The organism is Neobacillus drentensis NBRC 102427 (assembly GCF_001591445.1).
Classification (GTDB): domain Bacteria; phylum Bacillota; class Bacilli; order Bacillales; family Cytobacillaceae; genus Neobacillus; species Neobacillus drentensis.
The window spans coordinates 242,052-266,509 of record NZ_BCUX01000003.1 but is presented as its reverse complement, the minus strand read 5'-3'; the positions used below and the strand labels follow the sequence as shown (position 1 = coordinate 266,509).

22 protein-coding genes are annotated in these 24,458 nt (G+C 37.9%); 21 read left to right on the top strand and 1 reads right to left on the bottom strand.

The window, feature by feature from the left end; translation table 11 throughout:
* The first annotated feature begins 54 nt into the window (after positions 1–54).
* From ymfI to BDR01S_RS01775, 15 genes are all read left to right on the top strand, one after another.
* Complete coding sequence (ymfI, locus tag BDR01S_RS01845) at positions 55–774, top strand: elongation factor P 5-aminopentanone reductase (RefSeq protein WP_066252793.1); 720 nt, start codon at positions 55–57, stop codon at positions 772–774.
* Positions 775–851: 77 nt separating this feature from the next.
* Positions 852–1,109, top strand: coding sequence for a DUF3243 domain-containing protein (locus BDR01S_RS01840; protein WP_066252794.1), 258 nt, complete (start codon positions 852–854; stop codon positions 1,107–1,109).
* A gap of 166 nt (positions 1,110–1,275) precedes the next feature.
* A complete protein-coding gene (locus BDR01S_RS01835) occupies positions 1,276–2,067 on the top strand; it encodes a DUF3388 domain-containing protein (protein ID WP_066259859.1) in 792 nt (263 codons plus the stop codon).
* A 21-nt stretch (positions 2,068–2,088) separates the two neighbouring features.
* On the top strand, positions 2,089–2,988 hold the full coding sequence (locus BDR01S_RS01830; RefSeq protein WP_066252796.1) for a helix-turn-helix domain-containing protein: 900 nt from the start codon (positions 2,089–2,091) through the stop codon (positions 2,986–2,988).
* 51 nt (positions 2,989–3,039) lie between these two features.
* Complete coding sequence (gene pgsA, locus BDR01S_RS01825) at positions 3,040–3,624, top strand: CDP-diacylglycerol--glycerol-3-phosphate 3-phosphatidyltransferase (protein WP_066252798.1); 585 nt, start codon at positions 3,040–3,042, stop codon at positions 3,622–3,624.
* A gap of 36 nt (positions 3,625–3,660) precedes the next feature.
* Positions 3,661–4,914, top strand: a complete 1,254-nt coding sequence (locus BDR01S_RS01820; protein ID WP_066252800.1) for a competence/damage-inducible protein A — start codon at positions 3,661–3,663, stop codon at positions 4,912–4,914.
* Positions 4,915–5,184: 270 nt separating this feature from the next.
* Positions 5,185–6,228, top strand: coding sequence for a recombinase RecA (recA, locus tag BDR01S_RS01815; protein ID WP_082797276.1), 1,044 nt, complete (start codon positions 5,185–5,187; stop codon positions 6,226–6,228).
* 269 nt (positions 6,229–6,497) lie between these two features.
* Positions 6,498–8,048 carry a ribonuclease Y gene (rny, locus tag BDR01S_RS01810; protein ID WP_174523421.1) on the top strand — a complete coding sequence of 517 codons (1,551 nt, stop codon included), beginning with the start codon at positions 6,498–6,500 and terminating at the stop codon, positions 8,046–8,048.
* Between the two features lie 109 nt (positions 8,049–8,157).
* Positions 8,158–8,955, top strand: coding sequence for a 2',3'-cyclic-nucleotide 2'-phosphodiesterase (gene ymdB, locus BDR01S_RS01805; RefSeq protein WP_066252803.1), 798 nt, complete (start codon positions 8,158–8,160; stop codon positions 8,953–8,955).
* 176 nt (positions 8,956–9,131) lie between these two features.
* On the top strand, positions 9,132–9,392 hold the full coding sequence (gene spoVS, locus BDR01S_RS01800) for a stage V sporulation protein SpoVS (protein ID WP_026566505.1): 261 nt from the start codon (positions 9,132–9,134) through the stop codon (positions 9,390–9,392).
* A 468-nt stretch (positions 9,393–9,860) separates the two neighbouring features.
* Positions 9,861–11,597: a 2-oxoacid:acceptor oxidoreductase subunit alpha gene (locus tag BDR01S_RS01795; protein ID WP_066252805.1), complete on the top strand. Its 1,737-nt coding sequence runs from the start codon at positions 9,861–9,863 to the stop codon at positions 11,595–11,597.
* Positions 11,598–12,464, top strand: a complete 867-nt coding sequence (locus tag BDR01S_RS01790; protein WP_066252807.1) for a 2-oxoacid:ferredoxin oxidoreductase subunit beta — start codon at positions 11,598–11,600, stop codon at positions 12,462–12,464.
* Positions 12,465–12,709: 245 nt separating this feature from the next.
* Positions 12,710–14,260, top strand: a complete 1,551-nt coding sequence (gene miaB, locus BDR01S_RS01785; RefSeq protein ID WP_066252809.1) for a tRNA (N6-isopentenyl adenosine(37)-C2)-methylthiotransferase MiaB — start codon at positions 12,710–12,712, stop codon at positions 14,258–14,260.
* Position 14,261: 1 nt separating this feature from the next.
* Positions 14,262–14,717 (top strand): YlbF/YmcA family competence regulator, encoded by a 456-nt coding sequence (locus BDR01S_RS01780; protein ID WP_066252812.1) that lies wholly within the window; start codon positions 14,262–14,264, stop codon positions 14,715–14,717.
* Positions 14,718–14,960: 243 nt separating this feature from the next.
* Positions 14,961–15,506 (top strand): outer spore coat protein CotE, encoded by a 546-nt coding sequence (locus BDR01S_RS01775; protein WP_066252813.1) that lies wholly within the window; start codon positions 14,961–14,963, stop codon positions 15,504–15,506.
* A gap of 61 nt (positions 15,507–15,567) precedes the next feature.
* Here BDR01S_RS01775 and BDR01S_RS01770 read toward each other — a convergent pair whose 3' ends face one another.
* Positions 15,568–16,119: a GNAT family N-acetyltransferase gene (locus BDR01S_RS01770; RefSeq protein WP_066252814.1), complete on the bottom strand. Its 552-nt coding sequence runs from the start codon at positions 16,117–16,119 to the stop codon at positions 15,568–15,570.
* A gap of 248 nt (positions 16,120–16,367) precedes the next feature.
* On the opposite strand from BDR01S_RS01770, the gene BDR01S_RS01765 reads away from it, so the two are divergent.
* From BDR01S_RS01765 to BDR01S_RS01740, 6 genes are all read left to right on the top strand, one after another.
* Positions 16,368–17,027, top strand: a complete 660-nt coding sequence (locus BDR01S_RS01765) for a protein kinase family protein (RefSeq protein ID WP_066252815.1) — start codon at positions 16,368–16,370, stop codon at positions 17,025–17,027.
* A 466-nt stretch (positions 17,028–17,493) separates the two neighbouring features.
* Positions 17,494–18,693 (top strand): MFS transporter, encoded by a 1,200-nt coding sequence (locus BDR01S_RS01760; RefSeq protein WP_066252816.1) that lies wholly within the window; start codon positions 17,494–17,496, stop codon positions 18,691–18,693.
* A gap of 244 nt (positions 18,694–18,937) precedes the next feature.
* Positions 18,938–21,232, top strand: a complete 2,295-nt coding sequence (locus tag BDR01S_RS01755) for an arylsulfatase (RefSeq protein WP_066252818.1) — start codon at positions 18,938–18,940, stop codon at positions 21,230–21,232.
* A gap of 92 nt (positions 21,233–21,324) precedes the next feature.
* Positions 21,325–22,581: an anaerobic sulfatase maturase gene (locus BDR01S_RS01750; RefSeq protein WP_066252820.1), complete on the top strand. Its 1,257-nt coding sequence runs from the start codon at positions 21,325–21,327 to the stop codon at positions 22,579–22,581.
* Between the two features lie 196 nt (positions 22,582–22,777).
* Positions 22,778–23,659: an alpha/beta fold hydrolase gene (locus tag BDR01S_RS01745; RefSeq protein WP_235846469.1), complete on the top strand. Its 882-nt coding sequence runs from the start codon at positions 22,778–22,780 to the stop codon at positions 23,657–23,659.
* Between the two features lie 96 nt (positions 23,660–23,755).
* Entirely contained in the window at positions 23,756–24,409 is a 654-nt protein-coding gene (locus tag BDR01S_RS01740; RefSeq protein WP_066252822.1) for a GntR family transcriptional regulator, read from the top strand.
* Positions 24,410–24,458 lie beyond the last annotated feature (49 nt).

The following is a 24,458-nucleotide window of genomic DNA, read 5'->3' as shown; positions in this document are numbered from 1 at the left end:
AACCCCGGCGCTTTTTTCTCTGTTTTAAGTTTCTAGAAAGAGTGTGTGGGAAAAATGAAATATGTACTAATCACGGGTGCTAGTGGTGGAATCGGACAAGCGATTGCGTTGAACCTAGCAGAAAAAGGCTATCATTTGTATCTGCATTATAATAAAAATGAACAATCAATCGGAGAATTAATCAAAAAACTACAGACTTACGGTGGAGAGTATATTCCTATCTGTGCAGACTTTTCTGTTCCGAATGGATATACGAAGGTTAATTCAGAGATTTTTTCGATAGATGCTATTATCCATTGTGGTGGAAACAGTCAATATGGACTGCTTGTTGATTTGCAGCATACTGAAGCGGAAGCATTACTCAATATTCACGTGCTAAATCCATTAATGCTCACAAAAGAACTGCTGCCAAAATTACTTAGTAAAGGAAAAGGGAGCATTGTCGTCATTACATCCATTTGGGGTCAAACAGGCGCGGCCTGTGAGGTAGCTTATTCAACAGCCAAGGGTGCCCAAATTGCCTTTGTAAAGGCGTTAAGCAAAGAATTAGCACTTAATGGCATTCGTGTTAATGCAATTGCCCCTGGTGCGATTGCAACACCGATGATGAATGGTTTTTCCCAAGAAGAGGTGGATCAGATTTCGTATGAAATTCCGATGGGAAGATTAGGAATGCCAGAAGAGGTAGCTAAGAGTGTTGCCTTTTTGCTCTCTGAGGAATCCTCGTATATGACAGGTCAAGTTCTTTCATTAAATGGAGGATGGTATACCTGAAATTCATATTTATTCATGTATAGTTCGCTTCACTTCATCACAAAATAACCATGTACTAATTCAAAGGAGGGAAAACAATGTCTGTTTTAGAAAACTGGAAACAGTGGGAGGACTTTCTAGCTGATCGTCTTCACCATGCACAAAATGAAGGTATGAGTGAGGGAGCAGTTAGTAATCTCGCCTTTCAAATTGGAGATTATTTAGCAAATCAAGTAGAGCCTAAAAATGAGCAGGAAAGAATTCTTTCAGACCTCTGGTCAGTCGCTGATAAGGATGAACAACAGGCGATTGCTAATATGATGATTAAACTTATCCAGAATAACGGCGGCCGCTAAAAGAGAGGAGGGTTCTCCTCTCTTTTTCTTTGCATAAATTTCTAAAACCACCGATAAAGAACGAATATCTTTGTTTTTACTTTCATCTTCAACCAAAATCATTTATTATAGGGTTTAGATGAGGAAATGTAAAAAATATGTCGAAACTTCTTTAAAGGAGGTTTATATCTTGAAAAAAGAATGGTATTTAGAATATGAGATACAAAAAAATCGTCCAGGGCTATTGGGGGACATTTCATCCTTGCTGGGAATGCTTTCTATTAATATTGTAACGATTAATGGGGTTGATGAAGGCAGACGGGGATTGCTCATTTTAGCAAAAGACGATGATCAAATTAAACGACTTGAGTCAATATTACATACTATGGACACAATAAAACTAATTAAACTTAGAGAACCGAAACTGCGTGATAGGCTCGCAGTTAGACATGGGCGCTATATTCAAAGAGATGCCGATGATAAAAAAACCTTCCGTTTTGTAAGGAATGAACTTGGCTTATTGGTTGATTTTATGGCAGAATTATTTAAGCAGGAGGGGCATAAGTTGATTGGTATTCGAGGAATGCCTCGGGTCGGAAAAACAGAATCATTAGTCGCAGCAAGTGTTTGTGCAAATAAACGCTGGTTATTTGTTTCTTCTACTCTGTTAAAACAAACCATCCGTAATCAACTAATTGAGGATGAATACAACGAAAATAATCTATTTATTCTTGATGGAATCGTCTCAACAAGACGAGCAAATGAGCGTCATTGGCAACTTGTCCGCGAAATCATGCGTCTGCCGTCAGTAAAAGTAATCGAGCATCCTGATATCTTTGTACAAAACTCAGAATATACACTTGATGATTTTGATTATATAATCGAGCTTAGGAATGACGCAGAAGAAGAGATTACATATGAGGTCGTTGACCAGAATAACATGTTCTCCGGATCTGATTTTGGAGATTTTGATTTTTAATAAATTGGAAGGTGTTAACAGGTGTCTGAATTAGGGAATCGACTTAAAGAAGTCCGACTAGCTAAAGGATTAAGCTTGGATGATTTACAATCCATGACTAAAATTCAAAAGCGTTATTTAATTGGAATTGAAGAAGGTAATTATTCGAGCATGCCAGGGAATTTTTACGTGCGTGCATTTATTAAGCAATATGCAGAGGCCTTAAGCCTTAACCCTGATGAGATTTTTGAAACTTATCAAGGTGAAATTCCTGCTACTTATAATGAGGATTTACCCCAGCAATTATCTAGAGTGAAAACTCACAAAACGCTTACGGAAGGTAATTCCAAAATCTTTGCTATTCTCCCAAAGATATTAATCGGTGTGTTTGTGATTGGAGTAGCGAGCCTTTTATATTATTTTATTTCAAATCATGCTGGCGGAAATTCTGATGAATCTATTGGGAAGGAAACTGAACCAGCTAAAATTGTGAAATCCAATAATCTTGAAAAAGACAAACCAGATAATAAAGTTGTTAAGAAAAACAACGAGAACCAGAAGGATAATACAGCACAGGTAGAGGAACAAACAGCCGTAGAAGAGACTCCAAAACAAGAAATTACAGCGGTTCAAAGCAGCGGCAGGAATTCAACTTATGAATTAAAAAATGCAGATAAATTTGTCGTGAAGTTGGTTTCTAAAGGTCAAACCTGGGTTAGTATTAAAAATGGAAAAGGGAAATCCTTTTTTCAGGGAACACTTAAAACAGGTGGAACTGAGAGCCAAACAGAAGATTTATCAGCAGAAAGTTTGGCTGTTATCAGAGTCGGAAACGCTGCTGAAACTGAAATTTATGTTAATGACCAAAAGCTTGAGTATGCAGTCCCTGCAACTGCGAATGTTCAGAACATAACGATTCAATATGTTCTGAAAGAAGAATAGTCATCTATTGATGACTATTTTTCACTTTTATTAATTAAACGGAGGAAAACTATGAATATTCCGAATAGAATTACTGTATCAAGAATATTATTAATTCCAATATTCTTGATTATTATGCTTGTTCCCTTTAAATGGGGTGACATGCATCTTCTTGGGGCTGACCTTCCAGTTACCCATTTTGTCGGTGCATTAATTTTCATTTTAGCGTCTTCAACGGATTGGGTTGATGGCCATTATGCCCGAAAATATAACCTTGTGACCAATATGGGGAAATTTCTAGACCCACTTGCGGACAAGTTACTTGTATCAGCTGCACTTATCGTATTAGTTGAACTGCATGATGTTTATGCACCGTCGTGGTTAGTAATAATTATTATTAGCAGGGAGTTTGCAGTAACTGGATTACGTCTCTTGCTCGCAGGAGAAGGCGAAGTTGTCGCGGCTAATATGCTGGGCAAAATTAAAACATGGGCGCAAATTGTCGCTATATCATCGCTTTTATTACATAATATTATTTTTGCAATGATACCATTTCGTTTTGATGTCGTGTCATTGTGGGTTGCCTTAATTTTTACTATATGGTCCGGTTGGGATTATTTTGTGAAAAATAGTCATGTACTTAAAAATTCAAAGTAAGCAAAAGTTTACTAAAGGTAAGAAAGGTGTGAAGTTATGAATGCTGAGATTATTGCTGTTGGTTCGGAATTATTGCTTGGACAGATTGTGAATACCAATGCGAGGTTTTTATCTCAGCAATTAGCAGGGCTCGGTATTAATGTTTATTTTCATACTGTTGTTGGTGATAATCCCGACAGGCTAAAATTAGCAATTGAATTAGCTGAAAATCGTGCTGAGGTAATCATATTTACAGGTGGTCTTGGACCTACAAAAGATGATTTGACTAAAGAAACCATTGCTCGTCATCTTGGTAAAGAACTCGTTATCGATGAAATGGCATTAGCTTCGATTGAACTTTTTTTTGAGCGAACCAATCGGGTCATGACAGAAAATAACCGAAAGCAGGCACTCGTCTTAGCGGGGTCTCATATTCTCCCAAATAATCATGGGATGGCTCCAGGCATGGTATTAGATTCTGGAAGTCATACATATATGCTGCTGCCTGGCCCGCCAAAGGAAATGGAGCCGATGTTTCTCCAGTTTGGCGTTCAAGCTCTTTCAAAAGTTAACAATTCCAATGAGAAAATTGTTTCAAGAGTGTTAAGGTTTTTTGGGATTGGGGAAGCAGCGTTGGAAACTGAAGTTATCGATTTAATTGATGCACAAAGCAATCCGACGATTGCCCCGCTTGCAGGAGACGGCGAGGTTACTTTACGGTTGACGGCAAACCATGTGGATGAAAATACTGCACAGTCGATGCTTGATGAGTTGGAAAAAACGATAAACCAACGTGTAGGGGCATTTTTATATGGCTATGATGATACGTCTCTATTGAAAGAGGTAATGAAAAATTTAAAAGAAAGAAAGTTAACGATTACTGCCGCTGAGAGTTTAACAGGAGGACTTTTTCAACAGGAGTTAACATCAATTTCTGGTGCAAGCTCAGTGTTTTTCGGTGGTGTGGTTTGTTACTCAAATGAAGTGAAACAACAGCTCTTACAGGTGCAGGAAGAAACGCTTAATACATATGGTGCCGTAAGTGAACAGTGTGCTTGTGAGTTGGCTGAAAATGCCTCTAAGCTATTTAATACCGATATCGGAATTAGCTTTACGGGTGTTGCTGGCCCTGAAGAACTTGAAGGCAAGCCAGTTGGTACCGTATTTATTGGAATTGCAGTTAAGGGAAGACCAACAACTGTTGAAAAGATTACCCTGGGCGGAACGAGAGAAGCGAACCGGAATCGTGCAGTAAAATTTGGCTGCTATTTTCTCCTTCGCATCATAAAAGAGTCACAGAATGCTAATTAGTATTCTGTGATTTTTTTTTTGAATAATTGAGAAGGGGGGGAATTCGGAAAATGGATGAATTTAGCCTTATCAGCCAACCAAAAGTGCAAATATATGCAAAAAGCAGGGGGAATTTCCTTTTATTACATCAATTTTGCTTTGAAAATAAACGAATGAATGTTCGTTTTTTTACTCGACAAATATCCGAAAAGCGGTTATATTATTAATAGGTATTTATTTAATAGATTATAGCAATTTGCATGTGTTTATATATAAGGGAGGAAATAATTCGTGAGTAATGATCGTAAAGCGGCCTTAGAAATGGCGTTAAAGCAAATAGAAAAGCAGTTTGGTAAAGGTTCCGTCATGAAGATGGGAGAGAAAACAGATACGAAGATTTTAACGAGTCCAAGTGGTTCTTTAGCGCTTGATGCAGCACTTGGAGTGGGTGGATATCCTAGGGGCCGTATTATCGAAGTTTATGGCCCTGAGAGCTCTGGTAAAACAACAGTTGCTCTGCATGCGATCGCTGAAGTTCAGGCAAATGGTGGACAGGCAGCATTCATTGATGCTGAACATGCCCTTGACCCGGCTTATGCCCAAAAATTAGGTGTTAACATTGATGAGTTATTGCTATCACAGCCTGATACAGGTGAACAAGCTCTTGAAATCGCAGAAGCATTAGTCCGAAGTGGTGCAATTGATATTATTGTAGTCGACTCAGTAGCAGCCTTAGTTCCAAAAGCGGAAATTGAAGGCGAAATGGGAGATTCTCACATGGGCTTACAAGCTCGTTTGATGTCGCAAGCACTGCGTAAATTATCTGGTGCCATCAACAAATCAAAGACCATTGCAATCTTTATAAATCAAATTCGTGAAAAAATTGGCGTTATGTTTGGAAACCCTGAGACCACACCAGGTGGACGCGCATTAAAATTCTATTCCACCGTCCGTATTGAAGTACGACGTGCAGAGGCGTTAAAACAGGGAACTGATATCGTAGGTAATAAGACGAAGATAAAAATAGTTAAGAATAAAGTTGCTCCTCCTTTCCGAACTGCAGAGGTAGATATCATGTATGGTGAAGGAATTTCTAAAGAAGGTGAGATCATTGATCTTGGCTCAGAATTAGATATTGTTGAAAAGAGCGGGTCATGGTACTCCTATAATGGTGAAAGATTAGGTCAAGGCCGTGAAAATGCAAAGTTATTCTTGAAAGAAAATCCAGATATTCGCCTTGAAATTCAAGGAAAAATCCGTGAACATTATGGTTTAGACGGTGAAAAATTTGTCACTGAGAAAGACGACGATGAACAATTTGAATTAATAGACTAAAGTTGAGGGGCAGAGCTTAATAAAGTTTTGCTCCTTTTTTCCAATAAATGATGTCCTATTCTAAATATTTCAAAAAGCCAGTAGGACTAAGCCTTGACAATGAATATCCCCACCTTTACAATTAACATGTATATTTTACATTTTTGGTAATATTATATTCCGAAAAAGCCTTGGTGCTTGCTGTATGTTGAGTCTAAACAATGTACATGCCGACACTTAAAAAATGTAACAAAAGTTCATAGCAAGAGGAGGTGTAACGATTGGAACCAATGACTATCATCTCCATTTTGCTTGGCCTTATCGTCGGTGCCGTTGTTGGCTATTTTGTTCATAAATCCATTGCTGAAGCAAAAGTAGCAGGAGCAAAGAATGCTGCAGAGCAGATTCTTGAAGATGCGAAACGTGATGCTGATTCATTGAAAAAAGAAGCTTTGCTAGAAGCAAAGGATGAAATTCACAAGCTTCGCACAGAAGCAGAACGTGAGGTTCGTGAACGAAGAAATGAAATGCAAAAACAAGAAAACCGTTTACTGCAAAGAGAAGAGAATTTAGATCGAAAAGAGGAAACGTTAAACAAGCGTGAAAATCTTTTAGAAAAGAAGGATGATTCTCTAAACCAAAGACAACAGCATATTGAAGAGATGGAAAGCAAAGTGGACGAGTTGGTAAGAAAACAACAAACTGAACTCGAACGAATATCGAGCTTAACGCGCGAGGAAGCAAAAACAATCATTATTGATAGAATGGAACAGGAACTAACCCATGATACAGCGATAATGATTAAGGAAAGCGAAAATCGTGCAAAAGAGGAAGCTGACAAGAAGGCAAAGGAAATACTTTCGCTAGCAATCCAGCGTTGCGCTGCTGACCATGTTGCGGAAACGACTGTCTCTGTCGTCAACCTACCAAATGACGAAATGAAGGGCCGCATTATTGGCCGTGAAGGAAGAAATATTCGTACACTTGAAACATTAACAGGAATTGATTTGATTATTGATGATACTCCTGAAGCAGTTATTCTATCAGGATTTGATCCGATTCGTCGTGAAACGGCTCGCTTAGCACTTGAGAAATTAGTTCAAGATGGTCGTATCCATCCAGCGCGAATTGAGGAAATGGTAGAAAAATCACGCCGTGAAGTGGATGAGTATATTCGTGAGGTTGGGGAGCAAACCACATTTGAAGTGGGTGTTCATGGACTTCACCCGGATTTAATCAAAATTCTCGGCCGTTTAAAATTCCGTACAAGTTATGGTCAAAACGTATTAAAGCATTCAGTGGAAGTTGCACAGCTATCTGGGTTACTTGCCGCTGAGCTTGGCCAAGATGAAACCTTAGCACGTCGCGCTGGCCTGCTTCATGATATTGGAAAAGCAATCGATCATGAAGTAGAAGGCAGCCATGTTGAAATTGGGGTTGAACTTGCAACCAAATATAAGGAACATCCGGTAGTAATCAATAGTATTGCTTCCCATCATGGTGATACTGAGGCGACATCAATAATAGCCGTTTTAGTAGCAGCTGCAGATGCCTTATCAGCAGCAAGACCAGGCGCACGTAGTGAAACACTTGAAAACTATATCCGTCGTCTTGAAAAGTTAGAGGAAATTTCTGAGTCTTATGAAGGTGTAGAGAAATCCTTTGCCATTCAAGCCGGTCGTGAAGTGCGAATTATTGTAAGACCAGATTCAGTGGATGACCTTGCTGCACATCGATTAGCACGAGATATTCGTAAGCGAATTGAGGAGGAGCTCGATTATCCGGGACATATTAAAGTGACAGTCATCCGTGAGACACGGGCTGTAGAATACGCGAAATAAAGCGGTGCACATGCACCGCTTTGTTTTTTGCACTACCCTATCCAATTAAATAGTTCCATTTTGTGATACTATTTTAACAATAACAATTTATTTACGAAAGGGACAAATAATGATTCTACTCTTTATTGGAGACGTCGTCGGCTCACCAGGACGGGATATGGTGAAGGAATACCTACCTAAATTAAAAGAAAAATATCGGCCTCACTTTACGATTATTAATGGTGAGAATGCCGCAGGAGGTAAGGGGATTACCGAAAAAATCTACCGCGAATTTTTAGGCTATGGTGCACAGGCTATCACACTTGGTAATCACACTTGGGATAATCGTGAGATATTTGAATTTATCGATACTGCCAAAAATATGGTCAGACCAGCCAATTTTCCAGAAGGGACTCCTGGGAAGGGGATGGCATTCTTTAAAGTTAATGATTTGGAAGTTGCTGTTATTAATTTGCAGGGACGAACCTTTATGGCGCCACTGGATTGTCCATTTAAAAAAGCTGATGAATTGCTTGAAATTGCAAGAGAAAGAACCCCATTTATCTTTGTTGATTTCCATGCGGAGGTAACTAGTGAGAAGCAGGCAATGGGATGGTATTTAGACGGAAGAGTATCAGCTGTCGTTGGTACACATACACATGTTCAGACGGCCGATAACAGGGTCCTGCCAGGCGGCACGGGGTATTTATCCGATGTAGGGATGACGGGGCCTTATGATGGAATATTAGGCGTGGAAAAAGAAGCTGTTCTTAAAAGGTTCCTTACCAGCCTCCCAGTCCGGTTTGAAGTTCCTACCTCAGGAAGAAGTCAGTTAAGTGCAGTAGTAATTGAACTTGATCGAAAAACCGGTTTCACCAAAAAGATACAACCTATTCTAATTAATGATGACCATCCGTTTTACTCTTAAGAGCAAATTTCATTTGCTCTTTTTTTTTTAAAAGGGAGCGCCCGCTTTTCTAATTTTTTCGTCCAAGCTGGAATATGTTTTTTGACAGCTGAATATAGTAGCAGTGGAATGTTATAACCTGATTTGTTCATGAAACTGCTCATGCGGGATCGGGATTTTCTAAGGAGGAGCTAGAAATGGATATATTAAAAGTTTCAGCAAAATCTAATCCTAATTCTGTAGCTGGTGCGCTTGCCGGGGTTCTGCGTGAAAGAGGTGCAGCGGAAATACAGGCAATTGGGGCGGGTGCATTGAATCAAGCCGTTAAGGCAGTAGCGATTGCTCGAGGATTTGTAGCACCTAGCGGAGTTGATTTAATCTGTATCCCTGCGTTTACCGATATTTTAATTGACGGAGAAGAACGCACAGCTATCAAGCTAATTGTAGAACCGCGTTGAAAGCGATAGACTATTACATGAGACCAGACGATAGGGAATTTATTTTACCTGCTTGTTCAACAAGCAGGTTTTTTTAGTTAGATAAAAATGAAAATATTATACCAATATACTATTTGATGATTTTTAGAATATAAATATTAAATATTCATATTTTGTATGACTTTGAAAAACTACCTTATAACGGGGAACAATCAATGATAGGGTAAGGGTCGACATTATCGAATGCAAGTATATTTCAAATAATAAAAAAATATTCATATTTTAGACAATATTTCGCTTTAAAGGGTTGCATTTTTTTGTGCATAGGTCTAGAATTGTAAGCGTTTAGTACATATCTCTGAGAGCTTTTATTAGCTTTATTTAGATAAATATTGAGCTAATTTCTAGTGATTTACTCGGAATAGTGCTAGACTATAATGGATTCTATCTAATCTACTTATTTTTACATATCCAAAAGGGGTGTAAGTCATGATCAATCAACTTTCATGGAAAGTTGGAGGACAACAAGGGGAAGGTATTGAAAGTACAGGGGAAATCTTTGCTATTGCTCTGAATCGCTTAGGATATTACTTGTACGGTTATCGTCACTTTTCTTCACGTATTAAAGGTGGTCATACCAACAATAAGATCAGGGTTAGTACAACAGAAGTTCGATCTATTTCTGATGACTTAGATATCCTGGTAGCTTTTGACCAAGAAACTATTGATTTAAACTACAAAGAGCTCCATAGTAAGGGTGTAATTCTTGCTGATGCTAAGTTTTCACCAAAGAAACCTGAAGATACTGAAGCATCATTGTATGCGGTACCATTTACTGAAATAGCCACTGAATTAGGAACTTCTTTAATGAAAAACATGGTGGCAATCGGTGCGACATCGGCCGTATTAGACTTAGATATTAATGTATTTGAAGTGGTAGTTCGCGAGATTTTTGGCAAAAAAGGCGACCAAGTTGTCGCAAAAAATATGGATGCCATTAAAGCTGGTTTTGATAAGATGAAGGAAAATCTTTCCACAGGTATCAAAACAATGGAGCTTGAAAAGGCTGACGGCAAAAAACGGATGTTTATGATTGGAAATGATGCAATCGCACTTGGAGCTATTGCAGGCGGATGCCGTTTTATGGCTGCATACCCAATTACACCAGCATCTGAAATAATGGAATATTTAATTAAAAAGCTTCCTGCACTTGGTGGGGCCGTCATTCAAACAGAAGATGAAATTGCTGCTTGTACAATGGCAATCGGAGCTAACTACGGTGGTGTCCGTTCGATTACTGCCTCAGCTGGTCCTGGATTATCGTTAAAAATGGAAGCAATTGGTCTTTCTGGAATTACCGAAACACCGCTTGTTATTGTTGACACACAACGTGGTGGTCCTTCCACTGGATTACCAACAAAACAAGAACAATCAGACCTTATGGCGATGATTTACGGAACACACGGAGAAATTCCTAAAATTGTCATGGCGCCAAGTACGGTCGAAGAAGCATTCTACGATACAGCTGAAGCATTCAATTTGGCTGAAGAATATCAATGTCCGGTCATTATTTTATCTGACCTTCAATTATCTTTGGGGAAACAAACGGTTGAACCATTAGATTATGACAAGGTTGAAATAAGACGTGGGAAATTAGTAGCGGAAGAAATACCTGCTAACGAAAACAATGCATATTTTAAACGCTATGAAGTGACAGAAGACGGGGTTTCTCCACGTGTGATCCCTGGAATGAAAAATGGTATTCATCACGTAACAGGTGTTGAGCATGATGAGCAAGGTAAACCTTCTGAATCTGCAACAAACCGTATTGCGCAAATGGATAAGCGTTTCCGTAAGGTCGAAAATATTCGCTTTAATACACCAGTGTATAAAAATGCTAAGCACGAAGATGCAGATGTATTATTTGTTGGTTTTAACTCTACACGCGGTGTTATAGAAGAAGCGATGGTTCGATTAGAAAACGATGGTTTAAAAGTAAATCACGCACATATTCGTTTGATTCATCCGTTCCCGACTGACGAAGTCCTTCAGCTCGTTCGTTCTGCGAAGAAAGTAGTAGTAGTTGAGAACAATGCAACAGGCCAATTAGCCAATATCATGAAAATGAATGTTGGACATGCAGAAAAAATTACAAAGCATCTTAAATATGACGGTAATCCGTTCCTACCACACGAAGTATATACAAAATGTAAGGAGTTGTTCTAAATGGCCACTTTTAAAGACTTTCGTAACAATGTAAAACCGAACTGGTGCCCTGGCTGTGGCGACTTCTCCGTACAAGCGGCAATGCAACGTGCGGCAGCAAATGTAGGCTTAGAACCAGAAAACTTAGCTGTTATTTCTGGAATCGGCTGTTCAGGACGAATTTCCGGATATATTAATTCATATGGCTTCCATGGTATTCATGGCCGTTCACTTCCGATTGCACAAGGTGTTAAAATGGCTAATCGTGATTTAACTGTTATAGCTTCAGGTGGTGATGGTGACGGTTATGCAATTGGAATGGGGCATACGATTCATGCCATTCGCCGAAATATCGATATTACTTATATCGTAATGGATAACCAAATTTACGGTTTGACCAAAGGGCAAACTTCACCACGTTCAGCAGTAGGCTTTAAAACAAAATCAACGCCAATGGGATCAATTGAGGAATCAATTTCTCCTATGAAAATGGCTTTAACTGTTGGAGCAACGTTCGTCGCACAAAGTTTCTCTACCGATCTTAAAGATTTAACTGCTTTAATTGAAGCAGGTATTAACCATAAAGGATTTTCATTAATCAATGTATTCAGCCCTTGTGTTACTTATAATAAGGTCAACACATATGACTGGTTTAAGGAAAATCTAACGAAACTTAGCGATATAGAGGGTTATGACCCATCAAATCGTGAAGATGCAATGCAAACACTAATGAAGCATAATGGTCTAGTAACTGGACTTATTTATCAAAATACAGAGCGTAAGTCATATCAAGAATTAGTCACTGGCTACTCTGAGAGTCCTTTATCAAAAGCAGACCTTGATCTTGATCAAAATTATTTTGATAAATTAGTTTCTGAATTTATCTAATCATACCTAGCAAAATCCCGTGACTTGCCGTCATGGGATTTTCTATTGTTTTCAGGTCAGTTAACCTTTATACTATAATAATGTGCGGATAAAGTCTGAAGACTAGTTTTTCACGATTTTTTGCGCAATTATAAGGCTGTGTTTATGTTCAATGCTATGCTAATTTTATAGCCAAGTTAACAGAGCTAAATTCTAAAAATTAAAAAGCTGCAATATGTAAATGAATAGAAAGGGGCATTTGAACAATGAATGAAAAACAACGTTTAGAAGGTCAAAAAGTCGAGTCTGTTAATTCTTCGGACAAAAAATCCGCCAAGGATTACAGCAAGTACTTTGATAAAGTGATTACTGCACCTTCATTAACAGAAGCGAAAAAACGCGGAAAAGAAGAAGTAAAGTACCAAAATGACTTTTCTATTCCTGAAGAATTTCGTGGCATGGGTGAGGGACGGAAATTTTATATCCGAACTTATGGCTGTCAAATGAATGAGCATGATACAGAAGTTATGGCAGGAATCTTCCTAGCATTGGGCTATGAGCCAACCGACAATACGGAGGATGCTAATGTCATTCTGTTAAATACATGTGCGATTAGGGAAAATGCAGAAAATAAAGTGTTCGGTGAACTTGGTCATTTAAAGTCTTTGAAATTGGAAAAGCCTGATTTACTTATCGGGGTTTGTGGATGTATGTCTCAAGAGGAATCTGTTGTTAACAAGATTCTAAAAACCTACCATCAAGTGGATATGATTTTTGGCACCCATAATATTCACCGCCTGCCAAATATTTTGAATGAAGCCTACATGTCAAAAGAAATGGTTGTCGAAGTTTGGTCAAAAGAAGGCGACGTGATTGAAAACCTTCCTAAAGTACGTCGTGGGAAGATTAAAGCATGGGTTAACATTATGTACGGTTGTGATAAATTCTGTACGTACTGTATCGTCCCTTTTACCCGTGGAAAGGAAAGAAGTCGTCGTCCTGATGAAATTATCCAAGAAGTACGCCATCTAGCTGCACAAGGTTATCAAGAAGTTACATTGTTAGGTCAAAACGTAAATGCCTATGGGAAAGATTTAGAGGACATGGACGGTACTTATGGACTTGGTGAACTGATGGATGAATTGCGCAAAATTGATATCCCGAGGATTCGATTTACAACAAGCCATCCCCGTGATTTTGATGATCGTTTAATTAACATTCTTGCAAAAGGCGGAAACTTAATGGATCATATCCATTTGCCAGTTCAATCAGGATCGACTGATGTATTAAAAATTATGGCTCGTAAATATACAAGAGAACAATATTTAGAGCTTGTGAGAAAAATAAAAGAGGCAATTCCTAATGTAGCTTTAACAACAGATATTATTGTTGGCTATCCAAACGAAACGGACGAGCAATTTGAAGAAACAATGTCCCTCTATCGTGAAGTAGGTTATGAATTAGCTTATACCTTTATTTATTCTCCGCGTGAAGGGACACCAGCTGCTAAAATGGAGGATAACGTTCCTTTGGAAGTGAAAAAAGCACGTTTACAACGCTTAAATGCTCTTGTGAATGAGATGTCATTAGAGGCTATGAAAAAACATGAAGGCCAAATTCTTGATGTTCTTGTTGAAGGGGAAAGTAAGAATAATCCTGATGTCCTTGCAGGATACACTTCTAGGAGTAAGCTTGTGAACTTTGTTGCACCGAAATCCGCAATTGGAAAAATTGTAAAAGTGAAAATTACGCAGGCAAAGACATGGTCATTAAACGGAGAAATGGTGGAAGAACTAGAACCAGCAGAGGTGAACTAAATTGGCAAAATATACAAAAGACGATATTGTCGCTCGTGCAATGGATATAGCACGAATGATTGCAGAAACTGAGGAAGTTGACTTTTTTAAACGGGCTGAAGCTCAATTAAATGAAAATAAGAAAGTTCACACATTAATTGCTGACATTAAAGGTTTGCAAAAGCAAGCTGTAAACCTTCAGCATTATGGAAAACCAGAAGCACTAAAAAAGGTTGAAGATAAAATTGCTTCCATTGAGCAAGAGTTGGATGAAATACCTGTTGTCCAGGATTTCAAACAATCACAAATAGAAGTAAATGAATTGCTTCAAATTATTGCCTCAACCATTTCAAATACTGTAACCGATGAAATTATCATTTCAACGGGCGGGGATATATTATTAGGAGAAACGGGTTCAAGCATGCAAAATGGCGGCGGGGCTTGTGAAGGTCACGACGATTGCGATCACGAACATTAAGATACATGCCAGGCTTTGCGGAGCCTGGCCTTTTTTTATTTACTCTACAGTTATTTTCCCCTGCATTCTAAATCTTATTACACTCCTTTTTTAAAGTACGGGCATGGAAGGCACACACCTATAAATCCCGCATAAAATGAACTATGACTAAACTTTTATCCAGTACTCATCAAAATAAATATCACACTAGTCTAATATCTTGCATACGATGAAATGAAAATGAATGAGGAGGGTTCGCGCGAAATGGGAGAATATAGAGAGATAATTACGAAGGCCGTAGTAGCGAAAGGACGTAAATTCACCCAGTCCAATCATACGATTAGCCCGGCGCACAGTCCAACAAGTATTCTTGGCTGTTGGATCATCAACCATAAATACAATGCGAAAAAGGTGGGCAAAACTGTAGAAATACACGGCTCTTACGACATTAATGTTTGGTACTCATTTAATGATAATACCAAAACAGAGGTTGTGACGGAACGTGTCCAATATACAGACGTCATTAAGTTAAAGTATCGTGACCATGACTGCCTCGATGACAATGAAATCTGTGCTCGAGTACTGCAACAGCCAAATTGTGTTGAAGCGGTTATTTCCCCGAATGGCAATCGTATCATCGTCCATGTCGAAAGAGAATTCCTTGTAGAAGTGATTGGCGAAACAAAGGTTTGTGTTCGAGTCAGTTCTGAAGGATGCAAGGACTGTGACGATGATTGGGAAATGGACGTAGACGACGAAGAATTCGAGGAGTTAAATCCGGATTTCTTGGTCGGTTCAGAAGAAGAATAAAGTGAACTAGGAGGTTTTTACTTCCTAGTTTTTTTCTTTTTCAATTTAAGAAAGCCAGGAACTATGTCTGGCTTTTAATCCAATCCGGTTTTAATAATGATAATACATAGGTATCATGAAATTGCTCATTTTGGTGAATATAGCCTCGAAGTAATCCTTCTTTTGTGAAGCTCAGCTTAAGTAGTAAATTTATCGATGCCTCATTTTCAGGGTAAACGACAGCCCCAATTCGAAATAAATCCAATTGATTAAAACTAAAGCGCAGCACTTCTTTAATGGCCTCTTCACCAAAACCTTTCCTCCAATAAGCTGGATGAAGTTCATAGCCAATTTCAGCACGTTTATTTTGTAACTGTAAACCATTAAGACCCACAGTACCGATGATTCTTTGATTTTCTTTAAGCTTGATGCCCCATCGGATCCCACGTTTATCGAGAAGGTTCTTATGAAACATATCAATTAGTCTTGAGGCCTCGACTGGTAAAGTGAAGCGATTTGTCCCATAAAACCGGGTCACTTCCTCCATAGATAAAATTTCGTATAGGTACTCAACATGCCGGTGGGTAATTTCAATTAATTTGAGTCTTTTCGTTTCTAAAATGGGAAAAGTCATCTCATATCCTCTCTTTAAAACACAATAAACTATTTACTTTCTAAGAATCAGTTAGGGGATTTCCAACTGAATGCTAAATGTTTTATGTAAGTAATAGTGTATAATGGCTTATAAGAAAATTCCATTAAATTTTGAATAAATTTTGGTTTAACATTTTCTCATAGTTAATGGTAAGATATGTTGATAAATCATTTTTTTATGCATATTTGTGTAAAAATGGGCTGTTAATAGATTAGAAGGTGAAAATAATGCCAAAAGCTGAGTATAGAAATTTAATAGAAAAAGAATTATTACCGAAAATAAAATTAACCACTCCCAGTCCGTTTGATCCGATTATCGTAAACAATCAGTCGCCTATCTGGAAGACCATTGGCAGCGGCAATTATGCAGGAGTATTTTCCCTTGATTCTCACCCGGAGTGGGTTGTGAAAGTTTATGGAAGAAATCCTGAGGAACTTAAGAAGGAAATTGATGTTTATAAAAAGTTAGGAAGTCATGAAAGTTATTCTTGCCTCTATGATTATGGTGACAACTATTTAATCTTGAAAAAGCTTAACGGTGTTACTCTATTCGATGCCGTGGTAAAAGGAATTCAGATCCCTGAAGCTGTCATTAATGATATTAATTCAGGTTTGGATTACGCGAGATCGGTTGGTTTAAATCCCTTTGATGTTCACGGCAAAAATGTCGTCATGTATGAGGGGAGAGGTTATATCGTTGATATTTCCGACTTTTATAAGCAAGGTTACTGCAGAAAATGGAAAGATTTAAAAAAGGCTTATTACAAGATTTATTTACCATATTTATATAAATATCATCCACCTATCCCATTTTTTATCGTCGATGCGGTGCGAAAAGGATATCGGATTTATCGTCGTTTGAAAAAGAAAGTCAATAAAGAAAAATAACAGTTAATCTTTTTTGTGGAAAATATTGATTATTAGCCGAGGTATAAATAATGAGATAAGTAGTTTGGTTAGTTTTATACTGTTTTTTCAAAGGCTTTTAATAATTTGATTCTAAAAACAAGGAATTACAGTAAAATTTTATTTGATTACAATATTTGAAAAATGTCCTGAAAATTTCAGGGCATTTTTTACTGTTTTCCCAGAATAATGATTTTTATTCTAAAAATAAAAAATATTTAGAATATATTGACAAGCAATTATCTGGTATGTAGAATTACAGTTAGTAAAAGAAAGCGCTTTTTTACCGTTTTATACAACTAAAAAAGTATTAAACGTAAAATTAAAATTTTAGTTCGGTTGTTTTTGATGGCCAACAAAGCAACTTGTTCGAAATTTACGTTTAACTTTTTAGGCGGATTCATTATCTTTTTCAAAACTTTTTAGAAATGATAAGGGAGGTTTAACAATGGCAGTAAAGACCATCAGCAGAAATTTTCTTAAGTTTTTGGTTGTAATTCTTGCTTTCCAAGATGTAGCTGCAGGGGTAGCAGGATCAATAATGGCTGACATCATTAAGGCATTTCCACAATATGACCCCACGATTGTTATGTTAGTTGCTACTTTTCCAGGATTAATACAAATTGTCCCTGCTCTCTTTTATGGTAAACTTTCCAAAGTATTCAAGAAACGAACACTATTGTTTGTTGGCTTAAGCCTGTTCATTATCGGCGGAGTCCTTCCAACCTTTGTTGATAACCTCTGGGTGATTATTGCAATGAGGGGGATATTAGGTTTAGGTGTCGGGATTACCATGCCATTGTCAGTAGATGTAATTACAGATTTCTTTGATGGCAGAGAAAGAGATTTCTTGATCGGATTTGGTACGTCAACCATTGCTTGTATCGGAGCAATTTTCTTCCAATTAGTTGGAGGGATCTTAGCGGATGCTTATGGTTGGCATTATGGTTTCCTAACCTACCTGTTCCCTATTTGGATTCTTGCGTTTACCATCCTTTATCTGCCCGAGCCTGAGAGGAAACAGGTATCTAAAGTCGATAGTAATCAGGCTGCTGTAAAGGTTAAATTGCCAAAAGCAATTTATTGGGTAAGTCTCGCACAGGTATTATATTCAGGGTTAATTTTTGGCTATGTAGTAAATATTTCAGTTGTCATCCAAGCGGATAAATTAGGTAATGCAACAGAAGCTGGCTTGGCTATATCCGTCTTTACTTTTGGTACGTTAATAGCTGGTTTCCTTTTTGGGAAGATAAAACACAAACTTCCAACCATGTATTTACCAGTGGCTGTTTTATTGACCGGTATTGGAATGGCCATCTGTTACTACGCTCCAACTTTAACAATGATCTTAATTGGAAGTATATTCGGTGGTTTTGCAATGGGAATAGGCCTTCCAGGAGTGTTTACTAGGGTTGCTGAGTTAACTCCAGTTGGTGCTCCTTCTAGTGTAGGTTTAGTTGTTGCAGGGCAAGGTATTGGAGGGGTTTTAGCGCCTTTTGGATTTCAAGTGATTCAAAATATATTTAACCAAGATATAGGTAGATTCCCATTAGCAGTTAGTGCAATTGGATTAGTTCTGTTAGCTTTCATTTGGGGAATATCAGTAATGAAACCAAAAAGGGATATTGAGGCTACTTTAAGTCAATAAGAATCAAAAAGCTAAAATGGTGAGTGCAGAATTCATCATTTTAGCTTTTTATATGATAAAAATTACTTTTTGAGAGGGGACGGACGATGGGGAATTCATTACTAAGACAACAAAATAAGGTTTTAATTCTACCTTCCTATCATCTGATGAAAATAAGCAGGTTAATAAATGATAGATTTGGTTACTAGTTGAAAAGCATCGCTATTATTTATCACTATGAAAGATTTGAGGAGGAGAAGATACATTGGATAAAGGTTTAAAGGTACTTAGTAAGTCCCCATTTCAAAAGTTGACTGCAGTAGCTTCTGCATTAGCACTACTTTCCGGGTGTTCTTATAAAAATATTACTGGTCAGGAAGTAAAAGCAGAGGTTTTAAAGCAGAAAACAAATGAACAAAAAAGCCAAAAAAGAGGGGAAGATTCACCGAAACCAAATATTGTGTATATTGTTTTAGACGACTCTGGTTTTTCTGATATTGGAAGCTATGGCTCTGAAGTCAAAACCCCTAACTTAGATTGGTTAGCAGCGAACGGCCTTCGTTATAACAATTCTCATGTAACGCCGGTGTGTTCACCAACCCGTGCATCGTTACTTACCGGACGGAATCCACATGATATCGGAATGTCAACCGTAGCCAATTTTGATATGGGCCCTGAATATGAGAACAAACGGGGGAGAATCTATCCGGAAGCAGGAACAATTGCTGAAGTTCTTAGCGAAAATAGCTACAATAATTACGCTTTAGGGAAATGGCACTTATCGCCTTCCCACCAGGTAACGCCTGCAGGTCCTTATGAAAATTGGCCGCTAGGGAAAGGCTTTGACCGTTTTTACGGCTTCCTTGAGGACTCTGGTGATCAATACAGACCGGAATTAATACAGGATAACAGTCCGGTTGATGTACCTAAGAAGAAAAACTATCATTTCTCTGAGGATATAGTGGACCGCGCCAATCAATATGTAACCGACCAAGTTTCCGTGAATCCAGAAAAACCATTTTTCTTATACTTATCTTTTGGTGCACAGCACCAACCAGTTCAAGTTCCAAGGAAATATATCGATATGTATAAAGGGGTATATGACAAAGGCTGGGATAAAATCCGGGAAGAAAGGTTTAATAAGCAGAAAGAATTAGGAATTATTCCAAAAGACACTAAATTACCGGGACTAAACCCAGGAGTTAAGCCGTGGGATCAGCTTAATGATGATGAGAAGATGGCATTTATCCGTTTCCAAGAAACATACGCAGGCTTTTTAACGCATACAGATGAACAAATTGGCCGCTTCATTGATAAGTTACGTTCCGTTGGAGAATTGGAAAATACCATGATTGTTTTCTTGTCAGATAATGGGACTAGTTCGATGGGAAAAAACACAGGATCGATTAATCATACACTTCCATACAACGATGTACCTGAAAAATTAGAAGATGTTGTTAATCATATCGACGATATAGGAAGTGACCGAGCTGGAGCAGAATCTCCGACTGGCTGGGCTCAGGTAAGTAATACCCCTTTTAAATTCTATAAAGCTACAACCTTTGAAGCAGGAATTCATACACCGCTGATTGTTTATTATCCAAAGATGATTAAAGATAAAGGAGCGATTCGCAATCAGTATGTGCACGTAAGTGATATCACTCCCACTGTTTATGATGTATTAGGTATTGATATACCTAAGGAGATAAAGGGAGTAAAGCAAATGGAACTTCAAGGCCAGAGTTTTGCCGATTCACTTAGAAGTACCAAATCATCGGGGAAGGAGACTCAGTATTTTGAAAATAATGGGCAGAGGGCCATTTATCATGATGGCTGGAAAGCGTTAACACTCCATAAAAAAGGAGACCTTTATGAAAAGGATGTCTGGCAACTCTACCATGTCGCAGAAGACTTCTCGGAATCGAATGACCTAGCTGCTAAATATCCAGAGAAGGTAAAAGAGATGCAGAAGTTATGGGAAAAGGAAGCAAGGAAATATGGAGTATTTCCAATGACAGATATTGCTGGAGAAGGTTTTTTAACCATCCCTAAGGATTCCATCCGTGCAAGAAATACCTTTACATTTTATCCTGGCATGTCCCGCCTGTCGGAATCTGCATCACCATTTATTATTAACCGGTCTTACTCCATCACAGTTCCAATTGAACGGGACAGCACAAGCGATGATGGCGTCCTTGTTGCTTTAGGAGGTTATGAGAGTGGTTATACGTTATTTATAAAAGATAACAAGCTAGTATATGAATACAACATGGGAAATGCTGTTTATCGAATTGAATCGAAAGTAAATGTTCCTTTGGGTAAATCAGCAATCAGATTTGAATTTAGAAAGACTGAATCAAATAAAGGTATCGGCAGTCTCTATATCAATGGTCAGAAGGTAGGAGAAGGGGAGATAAGCAAAACTCACCAATATAAAATCGCCTTTGAGGGCTTAGACATTGGGAAAGACACACTCTATCCAGTAAGTAAAGACTATCAAAATAAAGGAATTTTTGAGTTTTCAGGAGAGATTGAAAAAGTTGTCTATGAACTGAATTAAAACTATGAAATGTAAGTAAGAAAATAAAAAAGGATTATAAGCCAGAGCCAAAATGGTTACTGGCTTATATCATTAGGCGAAGGAGAATAAAAATGGAGAAAACTTATGATCAAACAAAAGGATTTCATATTCTGGCAAAACCAACAGGTCCTATTTGTAATCTAGATTGCCATTACTGTTTCTATACAGAAAAGGAAGCTTTTTTTTCTGGTAAAAGCGGTTTTAAGATGTCAGATGAAACGCTAGAGGAGTTTATTCAACAATACATAAAAGCTCAGAATGTAAATGAAATTCCGTTCGTTTGGCAGGGGGGGGAACCCACCTTAATGGGTCTTGATTTTTATAAGAAAGTGATTGATTTACAAAAGAAGTATGGAAGCGGGAAAAGAATCACCAACTCTCTGCAAACGAACGGTACACTTTTAAATGAAGAATGGTGTCAATTTCTAGCAAAACATAAATTCCTTGTTGGCCTTAGTCTTGATGGTCCAGAATACATTCATAATGAATATAGAGTTGACCGTGGAGGGGAACCAACATTCCATAAGGTTCAGAAAGCTTTGCGTCTATTAAAAAAATATAAGGTAAATTTTAATGTGTTAGTTTGTGTGACAAAATATTCTTCTAAGTATCCTCTTGAAATTTATCATTTCTTTAAAGATGAAGGTGTAGAGTTCATTCAATTCATTCCTATTGTTGAACGAATGCCGGATATTGAAGCGAAAAAAATCGGGTTGAGACATGCCACACCACCTGCCGTAAATCAAGAAGAAGCCCAGAAAGCCGTTTCTTCTTGGACGGTGGAGTCGGAGAAATATGGTGATTTTCTTATCACTATTTTTGAAGAGTGGGTAAGAAAGGATGTAGGAAAAATTCTTGTTATGAATTTTGAACACGCTCTTACCTCGTGGCTTGGACTTCCATCAACATCTTGTATATTTGCAGAAACATGTGGAAGGGCTGCAATGGTTGAACACAATGGAGATGTGTATTCGTGTGATCATTTTATGTATCCGGAATACCAACTGGGGAATATTTTCGACAATACTTTTGTTGAAATGATTGAATCTAACAAACAGAGAGCATTTGGGGAAAATAAAAAATCCTCACTTCCGAGTTACTGTCAAACATGCGAAGTACGTTTTGCGTGCAATGGAGAGTGTCCAAAACACCGTTTTCTTCAAACACCTGATGGCGAGTCAGGCCTAAACTATTTGTGTGCAGGATATAAAAAATACTTTAACCATATTCATCGATATATGAAGGTAATGGTTCAACTAATTGAAAACGGCTTACCGGCTTCTGAAATAATGGAAGTTATTAAAAGACCTCTCATCATAAAAGGGTGATACATAAATATTTATAAAAATCCCCACGGTGATTACAGAACTATTTAGAATTTGAAAAAATATTCAGAATTTGTTGACAAGGTTGAATAAACCGAGGTAAAATTATAGTTAGTTAAAGAAAGCGTTTTTATTACCGTTTAAACCACTATATTCATAGTGAAAACCTGAAACTGAAATTTTAGATGCATGAGAATTAATGAATAAAATTATTTTACAAAGTGAGGATACGAATATGACAGCAGTTGAAACAAAGAAGGTTCAAACAGGGGATTATCAAACTTTTATCCATGAAGGTGGTGACAACTCCTCTGAAACGATCATCTTTCTCCATGGAAGCGGACCAGGGGTAAGTGCTAAATCAAACTGGCAGCACATATTACCACATTTCAATGAAAAATTTCATGTGGTGGCACTTGATATTTTCGGTTTTGGTAATACCGATCATCCTGAGACCTATCCGAAAAATGGTGTAGAGTGGATGAATGAGAGGATCAAGCAAGTTTTAACATTAATGGATAATTTGGGGGTTGAAAAAGCCCATTTAGTGGGAAATTCCCTCGGTGGTGTCATTGCCCTTCACCTGCTCATGTATGCACCAAATCGATTTGATAAAGTAGTATTAATGGGTGCCGGCGGCGGTTTAACAGAACCAACCCCAGAACTTGCAAAACTAGCAAACTTCCATAAAGACCCAGATCCCGTTGCATTCAAAAATTTATTAAGCTGGTTCTTATTTGATAAAAGCATCCTTGAAGATGAATTGGAGAACATTGTGGCTGAGCGATTGGAGCTATTTTTAAAGCCTGAAGTTCGCAGGTCATATGAAGAGAATTTCTCGAAATCACATTTGTCGGATATGCTAGTCCCTCCTTCAGCACTGAAACAAATGGACCATTCTATGTTACTAATTCACGGACACGGGGACCGTTTCGTACCACTCCAAAGCAGCCTATACGTAATGGACTATTTGCCAAATGCTCAGCTGCATATCTTTAAGCGCTGTGGACATTGGGCGCAAGTCGAGCAAAAAGAAAGATTTATCAAATTAACATCTGATTTTTTCAATGGTGACCTTTAAACAAAATCTAGTATTTCCTAAAGTAATAATAGACACTCGCTAGCAAATTAACATATTATAGGGGGAGCTAATCCTAGAAAATAGCAGGTGTATAATATGAAAATTGATAAGGCTTATCGCTATATTAAAAGATTAATTATTGAAGGAATCTGGGAACCAGAAACTTCGATAAATGTGAATGAGATTACCGAAAAACTAAATATGAGCCGGACACCCGTCCATAAGGCATTATCAAAACTTGAGCAAGAAGGCTTTCTCACCATTATTCCACAGGTAGGTGTCTTCGTAAAAAGACCTGACCCAGAAGAGGTCTTAGAACGATTATTGGTTTGTGCCAACTTAGATGCATTAATGACTGAGCAAGCTGCATTAAATCTGAACGAAGAAGAATTTTGTTATTTGGAAGAACTCTTAATAAAAATGGATAATATTAGGCTGACAGCTGATGAATACGCTAGCTTAAATATTGATTTTCATCGCATCATTTATGAAGCCTCAAAGTTAACTTATACCTTTAATCTCGCGAAGACGCTTTGGGACTACTTGAATTTTGTGGGGAATCCGGATGAATTATTCACGGATGAACGACGGAAACAGTCGCAAACGGAGCATTGGATCATTTTTTATTGCCTGCAAGAAAAGGACAGCAAAATGGCAAAAAGATTGATGGAGAAACATATGCGTCGAGTTGCCAAGTTAGTAGGGGAAAAATATCAGGTCATTGATTTAAGCCAGCGTGTGTTTAACTAAATATTTACAAAATATTTGAAAAGCACCACCACTATTTTGCGGGAGGTAT